The sequence below is a fragment of the Nocardioides lijunqiniae genome (assembly GCF_015024225.1).
Lineage (GTDB): Bacteria > Actinomycetota > Actinomycetes > Propionibacteriales > Nocardioidaceae > Nocardioides > Nocardioides lijunqiniae.
Genome location: NZ_JACJGM010000012.1, coordinates 59,385 through 82,105, shown reverse-complemented (window position 1 = coordinate 82,105; position 22,721 = coordinate 59,385). Strand labels below are relative to the sequence as shown.

The 22,721-nt window shown below is 74.0% G+C and carries 19 protein-coding genes; 5 read left to right on the top strand and 14 right to left on the bottom strand.

The genetic code is table 11. From position 1 onward, the window contains the following. Positions 1-10: 10 nt before the first annotated feature. The 3 genes from IRQ30_RS09595 to IRQ30_RS09585 all read right to left on the bottom strand — a co-directional run bounded on the left by IRQ30_RS09595 (position 11) and on the right by IRQ30_RS09585 (position 2,874). Complete coding sequence (locus tag IRQ30_RS09595; protein WP_193612684.1) at positions 11-1,237, bottom strand: MFS transporter; 1,227 nt, start codon at positions 1,235-1,237, stop codon at positions 11-13. Further along, a complete protein-coding gene (locus tag IRQ30_RS09590) occupies positions 1,234-1,884 on the bottom strand; it encodes an MOSC domain-containing protein (RefSeq protein ID WP_193612683.1) in 651 nt (216 codons plus the stop codon). The genes IRQ30_RS09595 and IRQ30_RS09590 overlap by 4 nt, the downstream gene beginning before the upstream one ends. Before the next feature lie 87 nt (positions 1,885-1,971). Further along, entirely contained in the window at positions 1,972-2,874 is a 903-nt protein-coding gene (locus IRQ30_RS09585) for an aminoglycoside phosphotransferase family protein (protein ID WP_338089643.1), read from the bottom strand. Between the two features lie 256 nt (positions 2,875-3,130). Here IRQ30_RS09585 and IRQ30_RS09580 point away from each other — a divergent pair, with 256 nt between their 5' ends. Continuing rightward, positions 3,131-4,558 carry a sugar transferase gene (locus IRQ30_RS09580; protein WP_193612682.1) on the top strand — a complete coding sequence of 476 codons (1,428 nt, stop codon included), beginning with the start codon at positions 3,131-3,133 and terminating at the stop codon, positions 4,556-4,558. Here IRQ30_RS09580 and IRQ30_RS09575 read toward each other — a convergent pair. The 7 genes from IRQ30_RS09575 to IRQ30_RS09545 all read right to left on the bottom strand — a co-directional run bounded on the left by IRQ30_RS09575 (position 4,521) and on the right by IRQ30_RS09545 (position 14,254). Continuing rightward, a complete protein-coding gene (locus IRQ30_RS09575; protein WP_227467351.1) occupies positions 4,521-5,627 on the bottom strand; it encodes a glycosyltransferase in 1,107 nt (368 codons plus the stop codon). The genes IRQ30_RS09580 and IRQ30_RS09575 overlap by 38 nt on opposite strands. 26 nt (positions 5,628-5,653) lie before the next feature. Continuing rightward, the gene (locus tag IRQ30_RS09570) at positions 5,654-6,922 is read right to left on the bottom strand and encodes a Wzz/FepE/Etk N-terminal domain-containing protein (protein ID WP_193612681.1); all 1,269 of its coding nucleotides are present in this window, start codon (positions 6,920-6,922) and stop codon (positions 5,654-5,656) included. 169 nt (positions 6,923-7,091) lie between these two features. Next, positions 7,092-8,162: a glycosyltransferase gene (locus IRQ30_RS09565; protein WP_193612680.1), complete on the bottom strand. Its 1,071-nt coding sequence runs from the start codon at positions 8,160-8,162 to the stop codon at positions 7,092-7,094. Further along, positions 8,150-9,265 (bottom strand): glycosyltransferase family 4 protein, encoded by a 1,116-nt coding sequence (locus tag IRQ30_RS09560; RefSeq protein WP_193612679.1) that lies wholly within the window; start codon positions 9,263-9,265, stop codon positions 8,150-8,152. The genes IRQ30_RS09565 and IRQ30_RS09560 overlap by 13 nt, the downstream gene beginning before the upstream one ends. A 5-nt stretch (positions 9,266-9,270) precedes the next feature. After that, entirely contained in the window at positions 9,271-10,572 is a 1,302-nt protein-coding gene (locus IRQ30_RS24175) for an O-antigen ligase family protein (RefSeq protein ID WP_193612678.1), read from the bottom strand. Further along, positions 10,569-11,384, bottom strand: coding sequence for a polysaccharide deacetylase family protein (locus IRQ30_RS09550; protein WP_193612677.1), 816 nt, complete (start codon positions 11,382-11,384; stop codon positions 10,569-10,571). Before IRQ30_RS09550 ends, IRQ30_RS24175 begins: the two co-directional genes overlap by 4 nt. Beyond that, complete coding sequence (locus tag IRQ30_RS09545) at positions 11,381-14,254, bottom strand: oligosaccharide flippase family protein (RefSeq protein ID WP_193612676.1); 2,874 nt, start codon at positions 14,252-14,254, stop codon at positions 11,381-11,383. Before IRQ30_RS09545 ends, IRQ30_RS09550 begins: the two co-directional genes overlap by 4 nt. Positions 14,255-14,384: 130 nt before the next feature. On the opposite strand from IRQ30_RS09545, the gene IRQ30_RS09540 reads away from it, so the two are divergent. Next, entirely contained in the window at positions 14,385-15,125 is a 741-nt protein-coding gene (locus IRQ30_RS09540) for a hypothetical protein (protein WP_193612675.1), read from the top strand. A gap of 37 nt (positions 15,126-15,162) precedes the next feature. Here IRQ30_RS09540 and IRQ30_RS09535 read toward each other — a convergent pair whose 3' ends face one another. Then, the gene (locus IRQ30_RS09535; protein WP_193612674.1) at positions 15,163-15,954 is read right to left on the bottom strand and encodes a hypothetical protein; all 792 of its coding nucleotides are present in this window, start codon (positions 15,952-15,954) and stop codon (positions 15,163-15,165) included. A gap of 167 nt (positions 15,955-16,121) precedes the next feature. Between IRQ30_RS09535 and IRQ30_RS24170 the strand changes: the two genes are divergently transcribed. Beyond that, the gene (locus IRQ30_RS24170) at positions 16,122-17,180 is read left to right on the top strand and encodes a GNAT family N-acetyltransferase (protein WP_193612673.1); all 1,059 of its coding nucleotides are present in this window, start codon (positions 16,122-16,124) and stop codon (positions 17,178-17,180) included. Here the strand turns inward: IRQ30_RS24170 and IRQ30_RS09525 are convergent. Together IRQ30_RS09525 and lepA are read right to left on the bottom strand one after the other, a co-directional pair. Next, complete coding sequence (locus tag IRQ30_RS09525; RefSeq protein WP_193612672.1) at positions 17,110-17,994, bottom strand: JmjC domain-containing protein; 885 nt, start codon at positions 17,992-17,994, stop codon at positions 17,110-17,112. The two genes, IRQ30_RS24170 and IRQ30_RS09525, sit on opposite strands and share 71 nt — an antisense overlap. Positions 17,995-18,157: 163 nt before the next feature. Then, positions 18,158-20,035 (bottom strand): translation elongation factor 4, encoded by a 1,878-nt coding sequence (gene lepA / locus IRQ30_RS09520; protein WP_420827600.1) that lies wholly within the window; start codon positions 20,033-20,035, stop codon positions 18,158-18,160. A 226-nt stretch (positions 20,036-20,261) separates the two neighbouring features. On the opposite strand from lepA, the gene IRQ30_RS09515 reads away from it, so the two are divergent. Together IRQ30_RS09515 and rpsT are read left to right on the top strand one after the other, a co-directional pair. Next, the gene (locus IRQ30_RS09515) at positions 20,262-21,200 is read left to right on the top strand and encodes a phosphotransferase family protein (protein WP_338089642.1); all 939 of its coding nucleotides are present in this window, start codon (positions 20,262-20,264) and stop codon (positions 21,198-21,200) included. Between the two features lie 137 nt (positions 21,201-21,337). Beyond that, positions 21,338-21,598, top strand: a complete 261-nt coding sequence (rpsT, locus tag IRQ30_RS09510; RefSeq protein WP_193609109.1) for a 30S ribosomal protein S20 — start codon at positions 21,338-21,340, stop codon at positions 21,596-21,598. Between the two features lie 98 nt (positions 21,599-21,696). Here rpsT and holA read toward each other — a convergent pair whose 3' ends face one another. Then, complete coding sequence (holA, locus tag IRQ30_RS09505; RefSeq protein ID WP_193612669.1) at positions 21,697-22,671, bottom strand: DNA polymerase III subunit delta; 975 nt, start codon at positions 22,669-22,671, stop codon at positions 21,697-21,699. Positions 22,672-22,721: the final 50 nt, after the last annotated feature.

Sequence of the window (22,721 nt, the reverse complement as noted above, 5' to 3'; positions counted from 1 at the left end):
ATCACTTCGGCTACCCGCGGGTAGCCGACTGACCGGCGAGCCGGGATTCCTGCGCACGGCCGGCCCACGCCACCGCCGGCCGGGTGCCCACGGCCGCCGCCAGCAGCACCGCACCGAGCAGCAGCCAGCCGGTCAGGCCGAGCGCGAGCGGCAGCAGCGCCATCACCGTGGGCGCCAGGAAGGAGCTGATCGAGAAGCCCATCCCCCAGACGCCCTGGTACTGGCCCATGGCCTCCTCCGGGGGCAGCTCGAAGCCGAGCAGGAACGACGCCGACGCCTGGCACAGCTCGCCGGCGACCAGGACCAGGGAGCCGACGACCAGCAGCACGACGGCCAGCGTCACGGGGACGCCGCCGCTGACGCCGAGGATCGCGCACGCCCCGAAGAAGAGCAGCCCGGAGAGCAGCGTGGCCCGTACGGCGGCGTCGAGGGTCACCACCCGCTTGGCGACCGCCACCTGGGCCACCACCACCGCGACGGTGTTGATGACCAGCAGCACGGCGACCACCGCGCGGGGCGCCTCGGTCTCGTTGACCACCCAGAGCGGGATCGCCAGCTCGAGGATCCAGTAGTGCATGGTCAGCACCGAGCTGACGAGCACCACCGCGACGAACGGCAGGTCGCGCAGCGCGCTCAGCATGTGCAGCGCCTGGCCGGCCGGCCGCGGCGGCACGTGCGGCACCATCGACATGAGCAGCGCCGTCACGGCGTACGTCGCCACGTCGACGTACATCACCGCGAGGTAGGCCTCCCGCGTGTCGAAGTGCAGGGCGATGGCCGCGATCCCGGCGCCGATCGTCATGCCCACGTTGGTGACCGAGCGCAGGTAGGCCTTCGTCGTCGCGCGGTCGGAGCCTTGGACGAGCCCGGCGATCAGCGCCGCCCGAACGGCGCCGGACCCGCGGTCGAGCACCGCGATGACCGTCGCCAGCGCGACGAACTGCCACCACTCGGTGACCAGGAGGTAGAGCGCCGCCAGCGCCGCGATCATCAGGACCAGCGCCACCTGGACCTCGCGCGGGCCGCGGCGGTCGGCGAGGTGGCCGATGGGGATGCCGGCGAACAGCGCGACGCCGGCGGCGATGCTCAGGCCCAGCCCGACCTCGACGACGGAGAAGCCGACGATGCGGGTGAAGTACAGCGCGCTGAGCGTGAAGAAGATGCCGTTGCCGGTGGTGTTGACCAGGGTCGCCGCCGCCATGCTGCGGACGGCCGGGTCCTCGGGGAGCAGCCTCACAGCCGCGTGTTGGCGACGTAGGCGTCGGCCTTGCGGCGCGCCTGCTCGCTGAGGGAGTCCACGCGCAGGAGCTCGGGCAGCAGGGTGGGGTCGCGGTAGAGCGCGCGGAACATCGTCGACACGGTGACGCCGTGGTCGGGCTCGTGGACGACCGTGACGTCGTCGCCCGCGCGGGCGACGCCGGGCACGACCACCCGCAGGTAGGGCCCGGGCCGGCTGACCTCGGCGAAGCGCTTGACCCAGGCGGTGTTGTCGTAGCCCGAGCGACCCATCCACATCTTGAAGTCGTTGCACGGGTTGCGGACCGTGGTCACCTCGAGGACGGCGTCGCCGACCCGCCACCGCTCCCCGATCTGGGCCTCGTTGACGTCGATGCCGACGGTCGTGAGGTTCTCCCCGAACTGGCCGTCGCGGACCTCCTGGCCGAGCTGCTCGGCCCAGTAGTCGAGGTCCTCGCGCGCGAAGGCGTAGACGGCCTTCTCGAGACCGCCGTGGTGGCGGGTGTCCGACACCTGGTCGCCGGCCGGTCCGTAGGGGCCGATCTCGACGGGGCCGGTCACGGGCTGCTTGTCGATGGAGGTCCGGCCGATGCCGGCCCAGGCGGCCTCACGGGGGCGACCGACGTTGAGGGATCGGAGAACGGCCATGCGCCATTGTCGCTGCCTCCCTCACCGCTCCGCCATCGGATAGGAGCAGTCCGCTCGTCGCTCTCTGCTCGGCCGCTCGCCGCGCGGTCAGTCCTGCACGGCCTTGGCGATCGCCAGGCAGGTGGTGAGCCGGTCCCGGTCCGGGCTGCCGGGGCGGTCCTCGAGCTCGCGCAGGACGAGCCGCAGCATGCGCACGACCACCCAGTCCCGGGCCCGGTCCTCGTCCAGGCCGGCGGCGTCGATCGTCGCGTGGAAGCGGCGCCGCACTCCCCCACGGACGTCACCCTCGAGCTCGTCGAAGCGGTGCCAGAGCAGCGGTGCGACCTCGTAGTGCGGGTCGCCGCTGAGCGGCTTCGGGGCGATCGCCAGCCACGGCTCCCGCTCCCCCGCCAGCACGTGCGCGTAGTGCAGGTCGCCGTGGATCATCGTCCCGCGGCTCGCCGGGTCGGAGGCCAGGTCGCGCCCCAGGGCCACCGCCTGCTCGACCAGGCGGCGTGGGACCGGGGCGCTGCGCGGCAGCGCCCCGAGGCGGGGCGTCCACCGCTCGACGTACGACGGGAGCGTGCGCAGCTGCGGGGGCGCCGGCCGGTGCAGCCGCGTGTAGAGGCCGGCCACCACCTCGCAGGCCTCCAGGTCCCAGTGGTCGCTCAGGTCCGTCGGACCGAGGCGCTCGAGCAGCAGGGCCCGTCGCCGCGGGTCGGCGCGCAGCAGGGCGACCGCGCCCCCGCCGTGCCAGTGCTGCAGCGCGAGGGCCTCGTGCTCCCCGGCCACGTCGGGGAACGCGATCTTCAGCACGGCCGGGTCCCCCTCGGTCCGGACCGGCTGGACCAGCGCGGCGCGGCCGTGGGTCGCCGGGCCGTCCGGCACCAGGTCCCACTCGTCGAGCAGGTCCCGCAGCAGGCGCGGCAGCGTGGCCGCGAACGAGGCCCACTCGGGTCCTCTCTCGGGGGGCTCGAGCACGCCCGGCGGGGATTCGGCCCAGGACGACACGTCCCGAAGCCTGTCAGATGTGTGGTGGGCCACGTTTCGGGCACAGGCCGTCACCCGGGCTGACCTGCGGCGTTAACCTCGATGTGACAACACTGTCGCGATCTTGTTGACTAGGTCGTGACTAGTTCGAAATGACTATGCGTCTTGGTCAGTTCGGACCATGCATGGCCCACCTGGCGGAGTTTCGGGGGGCTCGGGCTTCTGCCCGTGCCTGCCAGGGGCCAAAGCAAGAGTCATATCCTGGGGGGGATACCGCATGAACGCACGACCGATCGACCTGATGCCCTGGCTCAGGAGCATCCGTCCGTTGCTCACGCTCGTGGACCCGGTGGCCGTCGTGCTGGCCGCGCTCATCGTCCGCGACCACGTGAGCCCCGCGTCCGTCGTGGGCGCCGTCGCGGCGGCGATGTTCGTCAGCCGCGCCAGCGACCTGCACCGCTCACGCCTGGTGCTCTCGGTGCTGGAGGAGCTGCCCAAGCTGGCGCTCGGCGCCGTGGTCGCCGCCTTGACCCTCGTCGCCGTCGCCCCGCTCGGGGGCCTCGGCGGCCGTCCGGCCTGGTCGGTGCTCGCGATCTTCTCGGCCAGCATGTTCGCGCTGCTGGTCGTCCTGCGCACCGCGGTCTACACCGCGACGCACGCGCTGCGGCGCAGCGGCCGCGCCGCTCACCCGGTGATCATCGTCGGCTCGGGCGAGGTGGGCAGGCGCCTGGCGGAGGCCTTCCTGGCCCGGCGCGAGTACGGCCTGAACCCGGTCGGCATGATCGACTGCGCGCCCGACCTGCACGCCCGCGACCTGCCCGTCCCGCTGCTCGGAGGCATCGACTCGCTCGAGCGCGCCATGATCGACCTCGGCGTCGACGACGTCGTGTTCGCCTTCCCCGGCCCGCCGGACCACCACACCATCGACGTGGTGCGCCGCTGCGTGCAGAGCGACCGTCAGGTCTTCGTCGTGCCCCGCTTCTTCGAGATGATGGGCGTCGACCGCCACCGCCGTACGGAGGTCATCCGCGACGTGGCCGTGATGCGCCTGCGCCGCACCGCGCTGCGCTCGCGTGCCCTGTTCCTCAAGCGCGTCCTCGACGTGACGGTCTCCTCCGTCGCCATGGTGCTGCTGTCGCCCGTGCTGGCGGCCATCGCGATCGCCGTGCGGATCGAGACCGGACCGGGCGTCATCTTCCGCCAGACCCGCGTCGGCCTGCACGGCCGCACCTTCACGCTGTTCAAGTTCCGCTCGCTGAAGCCCGCCTCCACCGAGGAGAGCCAGACCACCTGGTCGATCGACAACGACGCCCGGGTGGGCCCGGTCGGCCGCATCCTGCGCCGCACGAGCCTCGACGAGCTGCCGCAGCTCGCGAACGTCTGGCGCGGCGACATGAGCCTGGTCGGTCCGCGTCCCGAGCGTCCCCACTTCGTCCGGGAGTTCTCGCGGTCGCAGGAGCGCTACGAGGACCGGCACCGCGTGCAGACCGGCATGACCGGCTGGGCGCAGGTCAACGACCTGCGTGGCGACACCTCGATCGACGACCGGGTGCGCTTCGACAACTTCTACATCGAGAACTGGTCGCTCTGGGGCGACGTCAAGATCATGATGCGCACCGTGCGCGCGGTCCTGCGCGCCCCGGGCTCCCGCACGAAGGTGCTGGCGCTCACCTCGTCGGCGACCGAGGAGCGGCGAGCCGCCTAGTCACCTCGGCGACCGTCTGCGCCGCCTGCGCCGCGTCGTGGTGGGCCTCGACGTGGGCTCGGCCGGCCGTCCCCTCGGCCGCGGCGAGAGCCGGGTCGAGGAGTCGCACGACGAGGGCGTCGGCCAGCGCGGCCGGGCTGGCCGCGGGCACGACGGCACCGGCGGCGGGCGGGACGCTGTCGGCCACGCCCGTGACGTCGGTGGCAACGACGCTGCGGCCGGTCGCCATCGCCTCGAGCGGGACCAGGGCCATCCCCTCCCAGCGGGACGGCACCGCGACGACGTCCGCCGCGGCGAGCCACGTCGCCACGTCGGAGCGGGCGCCGACCAGGCGCACCCCGGGCAGCGACCTCGCCCGCTGCTCGAGCTCGGCGCGGTCGGGGCCGTCGCCCACGAGCACCAGGCTCGCCCCCGGCGCCCGGTCCCGCACCTGCGGCCACGCCTCCAACAGGTCCGCCTGACCCTTCTGGGGCGCCAGACGGCCCACGCAGACGACCGTCGGCGCCTCGGCCAGCCCCAGGGAGGCACGGACCGCCGAGCGCGAAGCGTCATCGCCGGCGGTCAGGCGGCCCAGGTCGACCCCGTTGGGCACGACGGTGGTCGCGGCCAGCACGCCGCGGGAAGCGCCGAGCAGCCGCTCCCCCTCGCTCACGCACACGAGCTCGGTGGTCCAGCGGACTGCGCGCCGCTCCCAGGCCAGGGAGCCGGCGCGCACCGGGCCGGAGGCCGCCAGGAACGACCAGGCGTGCGGCTGGAAGATCGTGGGCACGCGCCCCCGCAGGACGAGCCGACCCGCGAGGCCGGCCTTGGCGCTGTGCAGGTGGACGACGTCGGGACCGCTGGTCGCGACGACGCGCGAGAGCGTGGTCACCTCGCGCGCCAGCGAGGGGCCGGGTGAGCGGCGCGCCCGCCAGGTCAGCACCCGGACGCCCGCGGCCTCGGCCTCGGGCCCCAGCCAGCCGGTGTCGGGGCAGGCGAGCGTGACGTGCCAGCCACGGCCCACCTGGTCGCGGAGGTAGTCCAGGGCGACCCGGGCGACGCCCTCGGTGGTGGGCGCGGAGACGTGCAGGACGCGCGGGGCGACCGGGCGCCCGCTCAGCCGGGGACCCGCTCGGAGCGGCGCGTGACCAGGACGGTCCCGAGCAGCCGTACGCCGACGGCGCGGACCCGCTCGGAGTGCAGGCGCAGCTGGTCGGCGGAGACCGCGCCCTCGGGGACGGCGAGCAGCATCGAGCCACCCATGGCCATCACCCGCGCGTCGTCGCACACGTCCAGGGGCGGCGCCAGGACCACGACCACGTCGAAGCGGGCGGACATCTGGGCCATGGCGTCGGCGAAGCGCGTCTCGATCAGCGTCTCGGTGGGCTCCCCGCCCCAGCTGCCCGAGGGCAGGACGGTCAGCTCGCCGACGGGGCCGGGGCTGAGCGCGGAGTCGAGGTCGGCGCCGTTGAGGACGTCGTAGAGACCGGCGGTGTCCGGTCCCCCGACGATCGGCTTGCCGTGGCGCTCACCCATCCGGCCGTCGACCAGCAGGACCTTGCGCCCGACGTTGGCCAGGGAGATCGCCAGGTTGGCGCCCAGCCAGACGTTGACGTCGGCGCTGGTCACCCCGGTGACCACGACCCGGCTGACCGGGTCGTGGCTCGCCTCGGCCTCGAGCGCGATGCGGAGCTGGCGGAAGACGGCGGCGGCGCTGGTGCCGGGATAGAGCGCGGGCAGCGTCGTGGGGTCGCGCGGTGCGGCCACCTGCGCCAGCACGGGGGCGACGGCCGCCTCCGCGATGTCGGCGGGGCCGTCCATGTTGCGCCCCCGCCGGTCGCGCAGCAGGGCGGCGGAGACCGCGAGGATCACCGCCAGCAGCGCTCCGACGCCGATGCCCAGCAGCAGGTTCGGGCTGGAGTACGTCGCCGGCGGCTGCGCGGGATTGCTGGTGCTGAAGAGGAAGGCGCCGTTGCTCGGGTCGTGCAGCGGGAGCACGTCGGCGACGATGTTGGCGATGCGCGCGGCGCTCTTGGGGTCCTGGTCCTCGACCGTGATCTGGACCAGGATCGTCCCGTCGACCCACATGCCGCTGATCGAGCCGCGCAGCTGCTCGAGCGAGCGGTCGACGTCCAGCCGGGAACGCACGTCCTCCAGGACGGCGCGCGAGTTGGAGATCTCTCCCAGCGTCCCGCGCAGGGAGTTGAGGTCCTCGCTGCTGGTCGTGCTCTCCGGCGCGGCCGTGGCCGCGACGGTGGCCGTGGACGTGTAGACCTTCGGCGCGGCCATGAGCCCCGCCGCCACTGCGGCACCGGTCAGTGCCAGGATCAGCACCACCAGCACCTTCTGGCGCCACAGCGCCCCCCCGATGTCACGCAGCTCCACTGGTCATCCTCACTCGTGCCGGTACATCCCCTAGCCGACCGGAGGGGACTCCGGCCGTACTGCCCCCCGTGTGAGACACACGTGCACGAGGTCAGTCCCCGACCGGTTCGAGTGCCGGTGGACCAGACCAACGAGCGCCCCCCAGCCTACGTGACGGCGCCCACTCGGGCTAACCGGCGACGACGGCGTAGAGGCCCCGGTACGCCGCCAGCATCGCCGCCGACGTGAACCGCTCCTCCCACAGCGCACGCCCCGCCGCGCTCAGGGCCGCGTGCCTGACCGGGTCGTCGAGCACCCGGGAGACACCGCGGGCCAGGTCGGCTGCAGATCCCGGCACCACCAGCTCCACCGTCGCGGCGTCCAGCGCCAGGAGGCCGCCCACGGCGGAGGCCACGACCGGCACGCCGGCGGACATCGCCTCGAGCACGCTCACCGGCAACCCCTCGCGGTCGCTGGCCAGCACCAGCGCGTCGCTGGCCGCCAGGAGCCGGTCGACGTCGCGCCGGTCCCCGAGCAGGGTGATCCGCTCGGTCAGCCCGGCCTCCGCCACGAGGCGGGCGACGTTCTCGCGCTCGGGGCCGTCGCCGGCCACCAGGAGCAGGGCGTCGCCGGGGAGGCTCCCCCACGCGGCGACGAGGAGGTCGTGCCGCTTGGGGGCCGCGAGGCGGGCCACGCACAGCGCCGCCGCACGGTCGGGGTCCAGCCCCAGCTCACGGCGGGCGGCGGCCCGGTCGGGCGTCTCCACCCCGGCGGTGGCGTTCTCGACCACCTGCACCGCGCCCGGGTCGAGGCCCGCCTCGACGAGCCGGTCGCGCACGTCGCCCGACACCGCGACGACCAGGTCGGCGCACCTGCCCAGCAGGCGGGCCGCCTGCGGGTAGTCCTCGTCGGCGAGGCCGTGGACGGTGCACACCAGCGGCGGTCGTCGTCGCAGCCGCTGGGTGCCCAGGCGGGCGGCGAGCGCGGCCCGCACGTTGTGGGCGTGCACGACGTCGACGGGCCGACGGCGCGCCTCCCGGCGGATCGCCAGCACCGCACGCAGCAGCGAGCGCGGGTCGCGGGCGCGCAGGGGCACGGTCAGCGTGGCGAGACCGTCGGCCGCCAGCAGCTCGGCGCGCCAGCCACCGTTGCTCACGGCGGTGACGTCGTCCCCTTGCGCCGTGAGCCCGCGGGCGAGGTCGTCGACCATCGTCTCGGCGCCACCGGAGCCGAGCTCGGCCACCACCATCAGCGCGCGCACGACCGGGCCCTCGCATAGCTCTCCAGCAGGCCGTCGAGGCAGTGGTCCTCCGTGTAGCCCTCGAGGATGCGGGCGCGGGCGGAGTCCCCCATCCGCCGGCGGGCCGACGCGTCCGCCGCCAGCGAGCCGAGCGCGGCGGCGAACCCGGGCACGTCGCCGGCCGGGCACAGCAGGCCGTCCACGCCGTCGCGGAGCACCTCGGGCACGCCACCGACGGCCGAGGCCACCGCGGGCAGGCCGGAGGCCATGGCCTGGAGCAGCGCCAGCGGGCAGTTCTCGGCCGCGGAGGTGAGCGCGAAGAGGTCGGCGTCCGCGAAGAGCGGCGCCGGGTCGTGGACGCGGCCCAGGAGCGAGACCCGACCGGCGAGGCCGGGCTGCGCCGCGCGGCGCTCGACCTCCGGCAGCAGGGGCCCGTCCCCCGCCACGAGGAGCCGCAGGTCGGGCACCCGCTCGGCGGCGTCCAGCAGGACGTCGACGCGCTTGACCTCGCCCAGGACGCCCAGCCACAGCGCCGTGGGCGGACGCCGTGGCGATGCGCCCGCGGGCGCGAAGCGGACCGGGTCGACGCCGTTGGGCACGACGTCGACGCGGTCGGGGTCGAGCCGGACGTGCTCCAGGGCGAAGCTCGCGACCGCCGCGCTGGGGACCACCACGCGCGCGCCGCTCCACCGGGTCACGGCCCGCTCGCCGTCGAGGTAGTACCAGCGGTCGCGGCGCCGCCGCGGGGCCGCCAGGGCGTTGCCGGGCACCAGGTCGGAGAGACCGTCGGCCACCCCGTGGAGCGTGTAGACGATCCCGGCCCCGCGGAGGCGGCGCGCCAGGAGCCTCCCGATCCAGCCCGCGCGCCGGTCCTGCAGGTGCAGCACGTCGGGGCGGAGGGAGACGAGGCGACGCGCGACCGCCGCGCCGCCGCCGACGTCCTGCTTGGTGGCCATCTCCAGGGGGTGCCAGGTGACGCCGGCGGCACGGGCGCGGGCGGTGCCGTCGGACTCGGGCCCGACGACGTGGCTCTCGTGACCCCGGCCGGCCATCCCGACGGCCACGTCGACCGCGTGGTCGACCGGTCCCCCGGTCCGCTGGGTCAGGAGCTGGACGACGCGCATGCCGCTCACTCCCGCGCCGGCGCGACGGCAGCACCGAGCGCCGCCCCCAGGGCCGCGAGCAGCCACAGGGGCAGGAAGTACTGCTCGGTGACGAACGCCGCCGCGACCGCCGTGCCGAGCAGCGCGACGCACACCGCGGCCCCGAGCGGGTCGCCGGTGCGCCGCCAGTGCGAGCGGGCGCCGGCGTAGGCCGTGACCAGGATCGAGAGGAAGACGAGGAGGCCCACCACGCCGGTCTCCGAGGACACCTCGAGGTAGGTGTTGTGGGCGACGTCGAGGGTGTGGTTGATGTTGATCGGCAGGGAGTCGGCGAAGTCGCGGTGCTGCTGGCTGAACGCGCCCGGCCCCAGCCCCAGGACGGGGTTCTCCAGCGTCATGCGCCCGGCGGACTGCCACAGGTCGAGCCGCTCGGAGACGTTCTGGTCGGCCACGTGGCCCTTCTGCGACAGGCTGGTGTCGATCATCTGCGGGAACGCGGTCAGGACGACGAGCAGGCCGACGACCGTGAGCGCGGCGAAGCCGAGCGCCACCTTCCAGCGGATCAGCCCCATCAGCAGTGCTGCGACGGCGATCAGCGCGATCCCGACCAGGGCGCCGCGCGACAGCGTCCCGAGCACGGCGAGCAGGATGACGCCGGCGGCGAGGTCGTAGACCCACGCCCGTCGCGCCGAGCCGCGCAGCGCGAAGGCCAGGGGCAGCGCCGCCAGCAGGAAGAACGCGAGGTCGTTGGGGTCGCCGATCGGGCCGCCCACGCGCCGGTCCTCGCCCATGATGTACTCCGTGATCCCGCAGGCCGAGGCCACGGTGCACGACAGCACGTAGACACGCGCGACGCGGGCGGGCGCCAGTCCGGCGCGCATCACGTCGGTGAGGACGGCGAGCACGGCGAGGAAGCCGGCGTAGCGCAGGAGCACGTCGATGCTGGCCTGGCCGTTGGTGTGCAGCGCCGTCGCGGCGAGCAGGACGGCGACGAACGCGAGCGCGCACGCCAGCACGGTGCTGCGGCCGCCGTCATGCAGGCGGCCGGTGCACCGGCGCAGCATCCAGGAGCCCACGAGGAGCAGGGCCAGCGCCTTCATCACCCGGGGGTCGACCGGCGCGAGGTAGTCCTCGAAGACCGCCGTGCCGACGACGGCGAGGGCGGCCCACTCCACGCGGAGCAGCAGGGCCACGACCACCACGAGGGCGATCACCCCGAGCAGCGCCGCCACGGGGGCGAAGCCGGCGAGCAGCCCCAGCACCGGCGCGGCCGCCACCGCCCCGACGACGATGCCCCGGCCCGACCTGGTCGCCGACGCCGTGCTCACCACGGGGTCTCCTGGCGGCGCAGGGTGTCCAGGGGGCGCAGCACCGTGTAGCCGCCGTCGAGCAGCGGCCGGACGTTGCGCGGGTCGTGCGGCACGAAGGCCCGGCGCAGCGAGTGCTTCGGGGTCCGGGCGGTGTTGAGGCCGCGGTCGACGGTGATGCCGGTGGCGTAGCCGGCCTCCTCGGCCGCACGGCGTACGCCGGGGTCCCACCCACCGGTCGGGTAGGCCACCGACGTGACGGCGCGGCCGAGCAGGTCCTCGAGCGCGAGCTTCGACTCCTCCAGCTCGCGCCGCAGCTCCCGGGTGCCCAGCCGCGGCAGCCACGGGTGGCTCACCGTGTGGGACCCGATGTCGAGCCCGTCCTCGCAGGCGGCGACCAGCCCGTCGGCGCTGACCAGCCGGAGCCCGTCGTGGTCGGGCTGACCGAGGTCCCAGGGCAGGCGACGGTCCGACCCGAGGTAGCCCGAGACCGCGTACAGCGTGGCCGGGAGACCGCGCTCCTTCAGCATCGGCCACGCCACCTCCACGACGCTGGCGTAGCCGTCGTCGAAGGTGAGGGCGACCGCGCGGTCCGGAAGCGTGCCCGCGTCGAGGCGGGCGACCGCCTCGTCCAGCGGGAGCACGTGCGCTCCCCAGGCCTCGAGCTCGTCGAGGTGGCGGCGGAAGCTGTCGACGGGCGTCGAGAGGTCGCCGCAGAAGTCGTCGACGCGGTGCCAGCCGATGAGCGTCAGCCCGGGCTGGCGGCGCAGGCGGCGGGCCGCGGCGGTGAACGGCCGCAGGGCGTGGCCCATGGCGCGGAGCTCGGGTCTCATGCCGGCCTCCTCAGCAGGCGGCCGGCGTCGCGCAGGTGCTCGCGGTCCAGGACCCAGACCGGGGCCGCGAAGGCGAGGACCCCGATGGTGCCGACGACGAGGAGGTTGAGCAGCGACGGCTCGTCGACCGGGAACAGGTGGCGCACCGCCAGGACGACCACCGTCATGACCAGCGCGCCCGTGGCCGCGGGCCGCAGCGAGAGCGCGAGGCGGCGCAGCGAGAAGCCGCTGACGAAGACGCGCGCGAGCACCAGGGCGACCACCGACACGACGGTGGCGGCCGCGACCTGGCCCACGGCCACGGCGGTGATGCCGCGGTGCGCGACGCTCAGCAGCGTGCCGAGCAGCAGGAGCAGGTGGGTCAGGCGCAGCATCATCGAGACGCCGGGGCGTCCCGCGGCGTTGAGCGAGGTCTGCACGAGCTGCCCGACGCTGAGCAGCGCGGCGTACAGCGCGAGCCAGCCGACCACCGGCACCCCGGGGGACCACTTGTCGCCCAGCAGGACGAGGTGGTCGGAGAAGACCGCGAGGCCGACGCACAGCGGGGCGATCAGGGTCAGCGTCACGGTCATCACGACCGTCGCCGCGCGCCCGAGGTCCTGGCCGCGCATCCGGCACAGGTAGGGGAACGCCGCTCCCGTGGTGACCACGACGATCATCAGGTAGGGCATGAAGGCCAGGCGGAAGCCGAGGGAGTACTGCCCCAGGGCGACCGCGCCGAGCACCCGCGCGACGATCAGGTAGTCGACGTTGAGCTGCACCAGCTCCAGGAGGTTGGCGCCGGCGTAGGGGCCGCCGTAGGACAGCAGGCCGCGCGCGTCCTCGGTGTTCCACCCGGGCAGCACCGGCGGGTGCACGACCCAGCTGAGCGCGAGGGTGAGCACCGCCTGGACGACCTGCCCCACGACGAGCGCCATCACGCCGCTGCCCTGCGTCACCAGACCGATGGCCACGACGGCGCCCACCATCGAGGACACGGTGTCGGGGATGATCCGCCGCAGGAACTCCAGGCGACGCCGCAGCAGCTCGTTGGTCACCGCCGCCACGGCCACGAAGGGCAGCGTGACGGTCAGGCCCCGGATCACCGCCGCACCGCCGTCCTCGGCCTTCAGGGCGGTGGCCAGCCACGGAGCGGCGAGCCACAGCATGCCGGCGAGCACGGCGCCCATCGCGGCCCCGACGGTCACCGCGGTGCGGGCGGCGCGCATCACGTCGCCGCGCCAGTAGACGAGCGCGGAGGCGGTGCCGAGGCTGGTGACGACGAGGGAGACGTTGGCGACCAGGGTGCCGAGGGCGACGAGTCCGAGCGACGAGGGCGCCAGCATGGCCGCGAGCGTCAGCAGCACGATCGTCTGCGAGCCCTTGACGACGACGCCGTTGGTCGCCAACCACAGGGCGCCGCGGGCGGTCCGGGCGGCCTCGCCGGAGGACGCCGGAGGAACGGACGCCTCGTCCGTCTCAGCATCGGCCTCGGCGCGGGGCACCAGCGCGGCGTCGACCGCGTCGAGGTGACGGGTCAGCGTCTCCTCGCCCAGGTCGTGCAGGGAGCGGTTGCGCAGGTAGAGCACGATCGCCGCCACCGCCAGCGCCAGCCGCGTCGGGCGGTCCCAGTCGGCCCAGCGACGGCCCGCGACAACGGTGCCGGCCAGGGGCTCGACGTCGTCGACCAGGGCCAGGATGCGCTCGGTCGGGAGGCGGGCGGAGTCGCCGGCGCCGCGCAGCGCGGGCATCAGCAGGTCGTCCATGCCCTGCGGGGCGTCGGGAGAGGCGTTGTCCCAGTCGATGACCGTGCGCGTGGCGCCGTCGATGAGCACGTTGCCGGGCCACAGGTCGCCGTGGCACCACGTCGTCGGCAGCCCGTCCTCCAGGTCCCGCAGCACCGTCGTCCAGCGGGCCCGCTGCGGGGCCGGCACGACGGCCGCCGCCGAGATCCAGCGGTCGGCCCAGCCGACGGCGGTCGCGCCGGTGACGTGGTCCGACAGCACCCCGGCCACGTCCTCGGCGACCTGCCACTGCTGCTCGGGGCTCGGCCAGGGCCAGCTGAGGGTGCCGCGGTGGCGCGGGGTCCACTCCGTGGCCACCCAGGGGCGCTCGTGGGTGCGGCCGCGAGCCACCACGGCGGGCAGGTAGTCCGCCATCGCGGGGACCTGCTCGAGCACCTGGCTGGCGCGGTCGTTGTCGGCGTCGCGGTCGCGGTCGGGATCGGTGACCGAGACCCGGACGGCCACGTCGCCGTCGGGACGTCGCACGCGCAGCACGGCGTGGCCGGCCGTCGCGACCCCGACGAGCCGCCCGCCCAGGCCGGTGGCGCGCTCGAGGTCCTCGATGACCGCGTCGGCCAGCGTGGGCAGGGCGGGCCCGTGGAGGCTCAGTCGCGGCGCGGACGCCGGTCGGCCGACCGCCAGGGTGGCCCGGCGACGCAGCCACGGGACGGGACCGCTGGTGACGTTGACCGGCCAGCCGCGGCGCCACACGACCTCCGGGCTCTCGGCGCTGGGGTGCACGACGTGGTCGCCGGTCTCGCCCAGGACGGCCAGCACGCCGTCGGCGGCGAGCAGCCCCCGGACGCTCTCGGGGTCGTGGGCGCGCGCGTCGACGACGACCATGCCGGCACCGGTCGGGGCGTCGTCACCGGCGGTCCAGCGGGCCGGGAGCGCCGTGGCGCCGGGGTAGGCGGCCAGCAGGTGCGGGGTCAGCTCGTCGGTCAGCGCCAGCACGACCGGACCCGGAGGGGATGCCGGCAGCAGCACGGCGAAGGCCGCGAGCCGGTCGCCGACCGTCCAGTGGGGAGCCGTCGCGGCGCGCGCGGAGCCGCCGTCGTCCGGGGTCGGAAGGGCAGGTTCGAGCGCCGATCGTGCCCCCCGTGCCATGTGGTCCCCCCACCGTGTCGCAGCCTGCGTCAGCGTCGTCGGACCGTGGACCGGTCCCCTTGTCGCGGCGTACCTGCCTAGGATAGGCGCGCCGGGGCATTTCCGGCAGCCGACGGATCTGGGGGGATCGATGCGCAGCCGCTTCGTCATGACCGTCGTGGGGGGCCTCGTGGGCCTCCTCACCTTGTCCGGTTGCTCCGACATCTCCGCACAGCTGTCCGGCGAGCAGGTCACCGACCCCGAGCTGTCCGCGAAGCTCGTGTCGCCGCTGCTGGAGACCGTCTCGTGGGGCGAGGTCGACGGGATGCTCTCGGTGGTCGTGCGCAACCCCGGCGAGCGCACCCTGCGCCACGCGACCGCCGAGTTCGTGGCGCGCGACGCCGACGGCGCGACGGTGGGCTCGTCCACCTCGTCCGAGAAGAAGGGCACCTGCTGCACGGTCTACGACCTTCAGCCCGACCAGGAGTACGGCTTCTACTTCGACGTGGGCGTCGACGCCGGTCAGGTGGCCGAGGTCGACGTGGCCTACCGCGACGTGGCCTGGCGGACCGGGCAGACCGCGCCGGTCCCGGCGATGCGGGGTGCCCCGGTCACCATGACCTCCAACACCCTGGGCGCGGTCGTCGTCGCGGACGTGACGTCCCCCGCGAGCCCGGTGGGTCAGGCCGTGGTGCAGGCCTTCCTCGACGGGCCGGACGGCGACTTCATCGCCGTCGTGTCGGGCCGCTGGACCTGCTTCAAGGCCGGCACCCCGCGCCGCATCCAGATGCAGCTGTACCACCCGCTGCCGGCGGGGACGACGGTCGAGTCGATGGTGGCCTACCCGGTCGGCGAGGACGCCGAGCACCCGGCCCCGGACTGCGCGGCCTGAGACGACCGCGGAGCCCGGGCCACCGGGAGCGGGTGGCTCAGGCCTGCGAGCTGGCGCGGAAGAGCCAGCCGAGCGGACGGGCGCCCTGCTCGTCCCGGCGCTCCTCGCGCTGGAGGTACGTCGTGTCGTGCGGCACGACCTGCGTCTCGGCGGTGCGCTCGGCGGCGTACGGCTCGGGCGGCACGACGTCGGGCAGCGTCGAGACGGGCTCGGCGGCCGGAGCCGGAGCCGGGGTCGCCGGCGGCGTGCGGACCCCGTCGAGGGTGCCGAGCATGGTGCCGACGGAGCGGAGCGCCACCTGCAGGTGGCTCTCGACGTCCTGGAACCCCGCGCGCAGCTCGCCGAGGGCGTCCTCGGTGCGCTGACGCACGCCGTCGGCCTCCGCGTGGGCACGCGAGACGATCTCCGCCGCCTCGTCGATGGCCTCGACCCGCATCTCGGTCGAGAGGGCCTGTGCCTGCGTGAGGATCTGGTCGGCCTCGGCGGTCGCCTGCTCCTTGATGCGGTTGGCCTCGGCGCGCAGGGCGTCCACCTCGCGCAGCCCGCTCAGGGTCTGGCGCAGGGCCTTCGCGCGCTCGCCGGCGCTCAGCGGCACGCCGGTCGACGCCTCGGCGTCGGCGGCCTGCACGGCCACCGCCGCCTCCGCGGCAGCCACGGTGGGCGCCTCGGCGGCGAGGTCGGCGGGCGCCTCCGGCGCCTCGGCCGACGGGCTCGGCGTCTCGGTCTCGCCCGGCTGCGTGGTCTCCGCGGATGCCGGGACCTGCTCGGACGGTGTGGCCGCGCGTCGGATCATCGACGCGTGCTCGGCGGTCTTCGTGTCGTCAGACATGCTTGTCGTATCCCCCCAGTTGGTCGGTCCGGCCGCGGCACCGAGGCGCGCGGACGGACCTTCTAGCTCCCTACACCATAGGTCGAGCCGGGCGTCGTCACCACCCCGGAGCCGGCTCGAGCGTGGTGGGCAGTGTCACGTCGTCGCACGACCACTAGGGTCGTGCCGTGCCGGCGCCCGGGGGGATCTCGCTGCTCGTCGTCGACGAGCTGGGTCCGCGCGCCGCGGAGTGGGACTCACTCCTGTCCCAGCAGCCACTTCCGTCCCCGTTCCTCCGCAGCGCGTGGCTGCGCAGGGTGACCGATCCGGCCGCTGCCGAGACCGTGCTCGTCCTCGAGGAGGGACGCCTGCTCGGCGGTGTCCCGCTGGTGCGCGACCGGCTCCTCGGCGTGCCGCGCTACCGCTTCGCCGGCCAGGGCGTCCTGTGCCCCGACCACCTGGACCTCCTGGCCGCCCCGGGTCGCGAGGCCGACGTCCAGCGGGCGCTGCGCGGGTGGTTCACGGCGCCGGGCGCGCGGGTCCTGGACCTGGTCGGCCTCGCGGAGGGGTCGCGGCTGGCCGACGCGCTGCCTGAGACCGCCGAGGCGCTCGACCTGGCGCCGTACCAGCCGCTCGACGAGGGCGACTACCTCTCGTCGCGGTCCTCCAACTTCCGTCGCGCCACCCGCAAGGCCGACCGCCGGATGACCGAGGACGGCTACGTGCACACGCGGGTGCCGGCCGACGGCGTGGCCGCGGCCTTCGAGGAGCTGCGGCGGCTGCACGAGACCCGCGACGGGCGGGGCCCGCTGCTCGAGGAGCTGCCTACGCTGCAGGCGGCCTTCGCGGACCTGGTCGCGCGCGACGAGGCGCGCGTCGACGTCCTGGCCTCCCCCGACGAGGTCGTGGCGGTGTCCCTGGCCTTCACCCCGGACGAGCGGCTCAGCCTCTACCAGGTGGCGCGGTCCCTGGACCGCGCCCACGGCAGCGCCGGGACCGTGCTGATCCACCGCGTGATCGTCGACGCCGTCGGGGCGGGCGCCCGCGAGCTGGACATGCTCCGCGGCGACGAGCCCTACAAGGGGTCGTTCGCGGACCACTCACGGACGGTGCTGAGGCTGCGCGCGGGTCACGGCCTCGCGGCCCGGGCCGTGGTGGCCGGGTGGCACGCCGCGGTCAATGGGAGCCGACGCCTCCGGTCCCTCCGAGACCGAGCCGACGCTTGGCGCCGCCGTAGGCCTTCATGAACCCGACCTTGGCGCGGTCGCGCCCCGACGAGGCGCCGTAGGGACGCGGGCTGACGCCGAGCTTCTCGACCTTGGTGTTGAACGCCTGCACCAGGGACTCGCCCTCGTTGTCGTCGTTGAAGAACGTGACCGTCATCGAGAGCGACGTGTTGTCGTAGTTCTTGATCCAGTGCGGCGTGTAGGGCGGGATGTAGCAGCCGTCGCCCGGGCCGATCTCGTACTCCGCGGTGACCTCGGGCAGGGTGTCGAAGCGACCGAAGTCGCCGTTCCAGTACGACTTGATGTGCCGGGCGCGCTGCTCCTCGTCGGCGAACTTGCCGAAGCCGAGGAGTCGGGTGCCGTGGAGCTGCATGCAGAAGCTGTGCTCGATGTCGAAGTGCGCGGCGGTGACGGCCTGGGGCGAGCTCGCGAACACGAAGCCCATCCGGCGGCGCAGGCTGGCGGCGGGCAGGCCCGAGGTGGCGGCCATGCCGTCGATGATCTCGTCGATGAGCGCCTCGTAGCGCTCGGACTGCTGGATGTGCAGCAGCGTGAACCAGGAGCTGTTGACCGCGATGTCGCGGATCTGCGCCGCGATGTCGTCGACCGTGACCGCGACGCTCTCGGCGGAGCCGGCTGCCAGCGGCTTGTCGCCGATCTCGGCGGAGACCGACGCGGGCGGCAGCTCGGCGCCGAGGTCGGCGATCGCGTCGAGCGTGAGCAGCGGGTGGCCGGCGAGGTTGTGCCGGAAACGCGTCGGCGTCCGGCTGGCCAGCTGCTGCTGGAACGTGCGGTCGACCTGCGGACCGATGGTGTCGTGCGATGTCGTGCTCATGGATCCCCCATAGATGTGAGGCCCCCCAGGACCCTCGTGCGGACGCGACAGGACGGTCGAGCCGACCGGTCACGAGGACCAACCTACCCGTCCGGGCGCGGTCCTACTCCCCGAAGAACGAGCGGAGTCACCGGGGGTGACGGGGGCGAGGGGGTGACCCGCGCTACTTCTTCCCGGACTTCTCGCCGCTGGGGGCGTTGGAGAGGGCGGCGATGAACGCCTCCTGGGGGACCTCGACGCGGCCGACCATCTTCATCCGCTTCTTGCCCTCCTTCTGCTTCTCGAGCAGCTTGCGCTTGCGGGTGATGTCGCCGCCGTAGCACTTGGCGAGCACGTCCTTGCGGATGGCCCGGATGTTCTCGCGGGCGATCACGCGGGCACCGATGGCTGCCTGGATCGGCACCTCGAACTGCTGGCGCGGGATGAGCTCCTTGAGCTTGCCCGCCAGCATCACGCCGTAGGAGTAGGCGGCGTCCTTGTGCACGATCGCCGAGAACGCGTCGACGGGCTCGCCCTGGAGCAGGATGTCGACCTTCACGAGGTCGGCCGCCTGGTCACCGGAGCGCTCGTAGTCGAGCGAGGCGTAGCCCTTGGTGCGCGACTTCAGCGCGTCGAAGAAGTCGAAGACGATCTCGCCCATCGGCAGCGTGTAGCGCATCTCGACACGGTCCTCGGAGAGGTAGTCCATGCCCTGCAGGTTGCCGCGCTTGTTCTGGCAAAGCTCCATGATCGTGCCGATGAAGTCGGACGGGCTGAGGATCGTGGCGCGCACGACGGGCTCGCGGACCTCGGCGATCTTGCCGTCGGGGTACTCGCTGGGGTTGGTCACCTCGATGACCGAGCCGTCCTCCATGACGACCTCGTAGACCACGTTGGGGGCGGTCGAGATCAGGTCGAGGTTGAACTCGCGCTCGAGGCGCTCGCGCACGATCTCCATGTGGAGCAGGCCGAGGAAGCCGCAGCGGAAGCCGAACCCGAGCGCTCCGGAGGTCTCCGGCTCGTACGCCAGCGCGGCGTCGTTGAGCTGGAGGCGCTCGAGCGCGTCGCGCAGCGTCGGGTAGTCGTCGCCGTCGATCGGGTAGAGCCCGGAGTAGACCATCGGGTTCGGGTGCTTGTAGCCGCCGAGCGCCTCGCTGGCGCCGTGGTGCTGGCTCGTGACGGTGTCGCCGACCCGCGACTGGCGCACGTCCTTCACGCCGGTGATCAGGTAGCCCACCTCGCCGACGCCCAGGTCGCTGGACTTGACGGGCTCGGGGCTGATGACGCCCACCTCGAGCATCTCGTGCACGACGCCGTTGGACATCATCTTGATGCGGTCGCGGTGGCTGAGCTTGCCGTCGACGACCCGGACGTAGGTGACCACGCCGCGGTAGGTGTCGTAGACCGAGTCGAAGATCAGCGCGCGCGGCGGGGCGTCGGGATCGCCGACAGGGGCGGGGGTCTGCTTCACGATCTCGTTGAGCAGCGCCTCGACGCCCAGGCCGGTCTTGGCCGAGGTCCGGAGCACGTCGGAGGGGTCGCAGCCGATGATGCCGGCGAGCTCGGCGGCGTACTTCTCCGGCTGGGCGGAGGGCAGGTCGATCTTGTTGAGCACCGGGATGATGTGCAGGTCGGCCGCGAGCGCGAGGTAGAGGTTGGCGAGCGTCTGGGCCTCGATGCCCTGGGCGGCGTCGACGAGCAGCACCGCGGCCTCGCAAGCCTCCAGCGAGCGGGACACCTCGTAGGTGAAGTCGACGTGGCCGGGGGTGTCGATCATGTTGAGCACGTAGGTGCCGGGCTCGGCGCCCTGGTCGTTGCCGGCCGGGACCGTCCAGGGCATCCGCACGGCCTGGCTCTTGATCGTGATGCCGCGCTCGCGCTCGATGTCCATCCGGTCGAGGTACTGCGCCCGGGCGGCCCGGGCGTCGACGACGCCGGTCAGCTGCAGCATCCGGTCGGCGAGCGTCGACTTGCCGTGGTCGATGTGCGCGATGATGCAGAAGTTGCGGATGATCGCGGGGTCGGTGTGGCCCGGAGGGGGCGCGGCAGGCGGCGTGGACACGATGCCCGATCCTCCCATGCCGATGGGTGGGAGTGAGAATCCGTTTGCCGGGCCGGCTGCGCCACGTCGAGACTCGGGCGGTGCAGGTGGCCTTCCGACGTACCGCTGAGCGGCGCTTCGCCGTCGACGTGCGACGCCGCAGCGCGGGTGGGACCCGGCCGAGCTCGGGAGCTGACCGGCCCTGGCCCGAGACGACCGCCTGCGGGTCGTGACGGAGGATGTCCGCGTGATCCCGTCCCCCCTCCCCCACGGCCGGACCGCGCGACGTCTCGAGTGGGCGCACCTGCCGCCGTCCGTCCGCGCGCTCGTGGAGCGGCGCTGCGGCTCCCCGGTGGTCGACGCGCGCTCCCAGGGCGCCGGCTTCACGCCCGGCTTCGCCTCGGTGCTGACCTGCGAGGACGGCACGCGGCACTTCGTGAAGGCGGCCTCGGCCAAGGCGCAGCGGATGTTCGCGCACTCCTACCGGGAGGAGGCGCGCAAGCTCGCCGCGCTCCCGCGCGACGCACCCGCCCCGCGGCTGCTGTGGGTGCACGACGCGGACGACTGGGTGGTCCTCGGGCTCGAGCACGTCCAGGCACGCAACCCGCGCCGCCCGTGGCGCGCCGCCGACCTGGAGGCCTCCGTGGCGATGCTCGGGCGCGCGGCGGAGGTGCTCACACCGGCGCCCCCCGCGCTCGGCGGCGACGTGTTCTCCGTCGAGTTCGCGGACTTCCCCGGCTGCTGGGACCACGTGCGCGCCACCCGGCCCGACCTCCCGCACCTGGAGGAGGCGGCGGCGCTGGCCGCCCGCTTCGCCGACGTGACCGGCGGCAGCACGCTGGTGCACACCGACGTGCGTGACGACAACATCCTGGTCCGGCCCGACGGCAGCGCGCTGCTGTGCGACTGGAACTGGCCGGTCGTGGGCGCCGCCTGGCTCGACACCGTGTTCCTGATGATCGGCCCGCGCGGCGACGGCCTCGACGTCGACGCCGCCCTGGCCGCGGCGCCGGTGACCGCCGAGGTGCCCGCGGAGCACGTGGACATCGTGCTGGCGCTGCTGGCGGCGTACTTCCTGAAGCAGGCGGACCAGCCGGTCCCCCCGACGTCGCCGTACCTCCGTGACGCGCAGCGCTGGCAGGGCGAGGTCGTCTGGGAGTGGCTCTGCGAGCGCCGCGGCTGGTGACCTCGCGCTCGGCGGGCGGGGGATTTGGGCGGCCGAGCGGCGCGCTGCTAATCTTGTCCGTCGCGTGATCCGGCAGCACCTGCGCCGACCGCACACCAGACCTGAGACAGCATCCACCCGGAGACGAAGGCACACCTGTGGCGAACATCAAGAGCCAGATCAAGCGGAACAAGCAGAGCGCCAAGGCGCACGAGCGCAACAAGGCGGTCAAGAGCAACCTCAAGACCGCCGTGCGCAAGTTCCGCGAGGCCGCCGAGGCCGGCGACAAGGACCAGGCGATCATCGCCAGCCGCGACGCCGCCCGCAAGCTGGACAAGGCCGCCTCCAAGGGCGTCATCCACAAGAACCAGGCTGCCAACCGCAAGTCCTCGATCTTCAAGAAGGCCGCGTCGCTCTGACCCCGCCTTCCCTCTGACCCGCCCGACACCCGTCGGGCGGGTCAGTGTCATTTGAGGGCCCCTCGCCCCGACCCGCCCGCCGGGGTCGCCGCGACGGATCAGCGGTGGTCGCGGAGGGCGGTGACCGTGAGGACCAGGCGCTCGAGGGTGTAGGACGGGTCGCTGGCGGCGCCCTTGATGTCGGCGTCGGCCTTGGCGACGGCGCGGATGACCTGCGCCAGCCCGGCCTCGGACCACCCCCGCGACTGCTCGCGGATGGAGCGCAGCTTCCAGGGCGGGACGCCCACCTCACGGGCCAGGTCGGCGTCGCGCATGCCGCGCACCGCCCCCTGGTAGCGGGCCAGGCCCCGGGCGCTGCCCGCGAAGGCCGACGTCACGAGCACCGAGGCAGTCCCGCCGTCCAGCGCCCAGCGCAGCTCCTCGAGCGCGGCCTGGCGCTTGCCGGAGAACGCGGCGTCGGCGACCGCGAAGGACTTGGCCTCGGCGCGCCCCCCGAAGTACTGCTTGACCCGCTCGACCGTCAGCGGCTGGCCGACGAAGTCGTTGGTGAGCTGGTGGGCGGCGGCCGACAGCGAGCGCAGGTCGTGGCCGACGGCGGTCACCAGGAAGGACGCGGCCTCCTGGTCGATCGCCGAGCCCAGCTGGCGGACCTCGTGCGTCACGAAGCCGGCGAACTCCGAGGGCCGCAGCTCGTCGGACTTGGACTCGCTCACGCCGGCGAGCTTGCGCAGCTTGGTGAGGACGCCGGAGCCCTTCTGTCCACCACCGTGGGCCAGCACCAGGGCGACGTCGTCGGCCGGGGCGGCGGCGTAGCCCAGGAGGCCGTCGACGGACTCGTCGGGCAGGTGCTCGAGGTTGCGGACCACCACGCACCGCACGGTCGAGAACAGCGACGGCGCGGAGAGCTCCCCCAGCGTGCCGAGCGTGAGCTCGGAGGCCATGGTATCGGACAGCTCGGCCTCCGGGTCGTGGGCGCGGACCGCCGCGCGGACCCCGGCGATGGTGCGCTCGTTGAGGAACTCCTCCTTGCCGGTCACGAGGGTGACCCGACCGAGGACGTCTCCGGCGCGCATGCGGTCAGCCTCCCACAGCCCGCCGACGGTCGCGCCGACCGGGGCGGCGC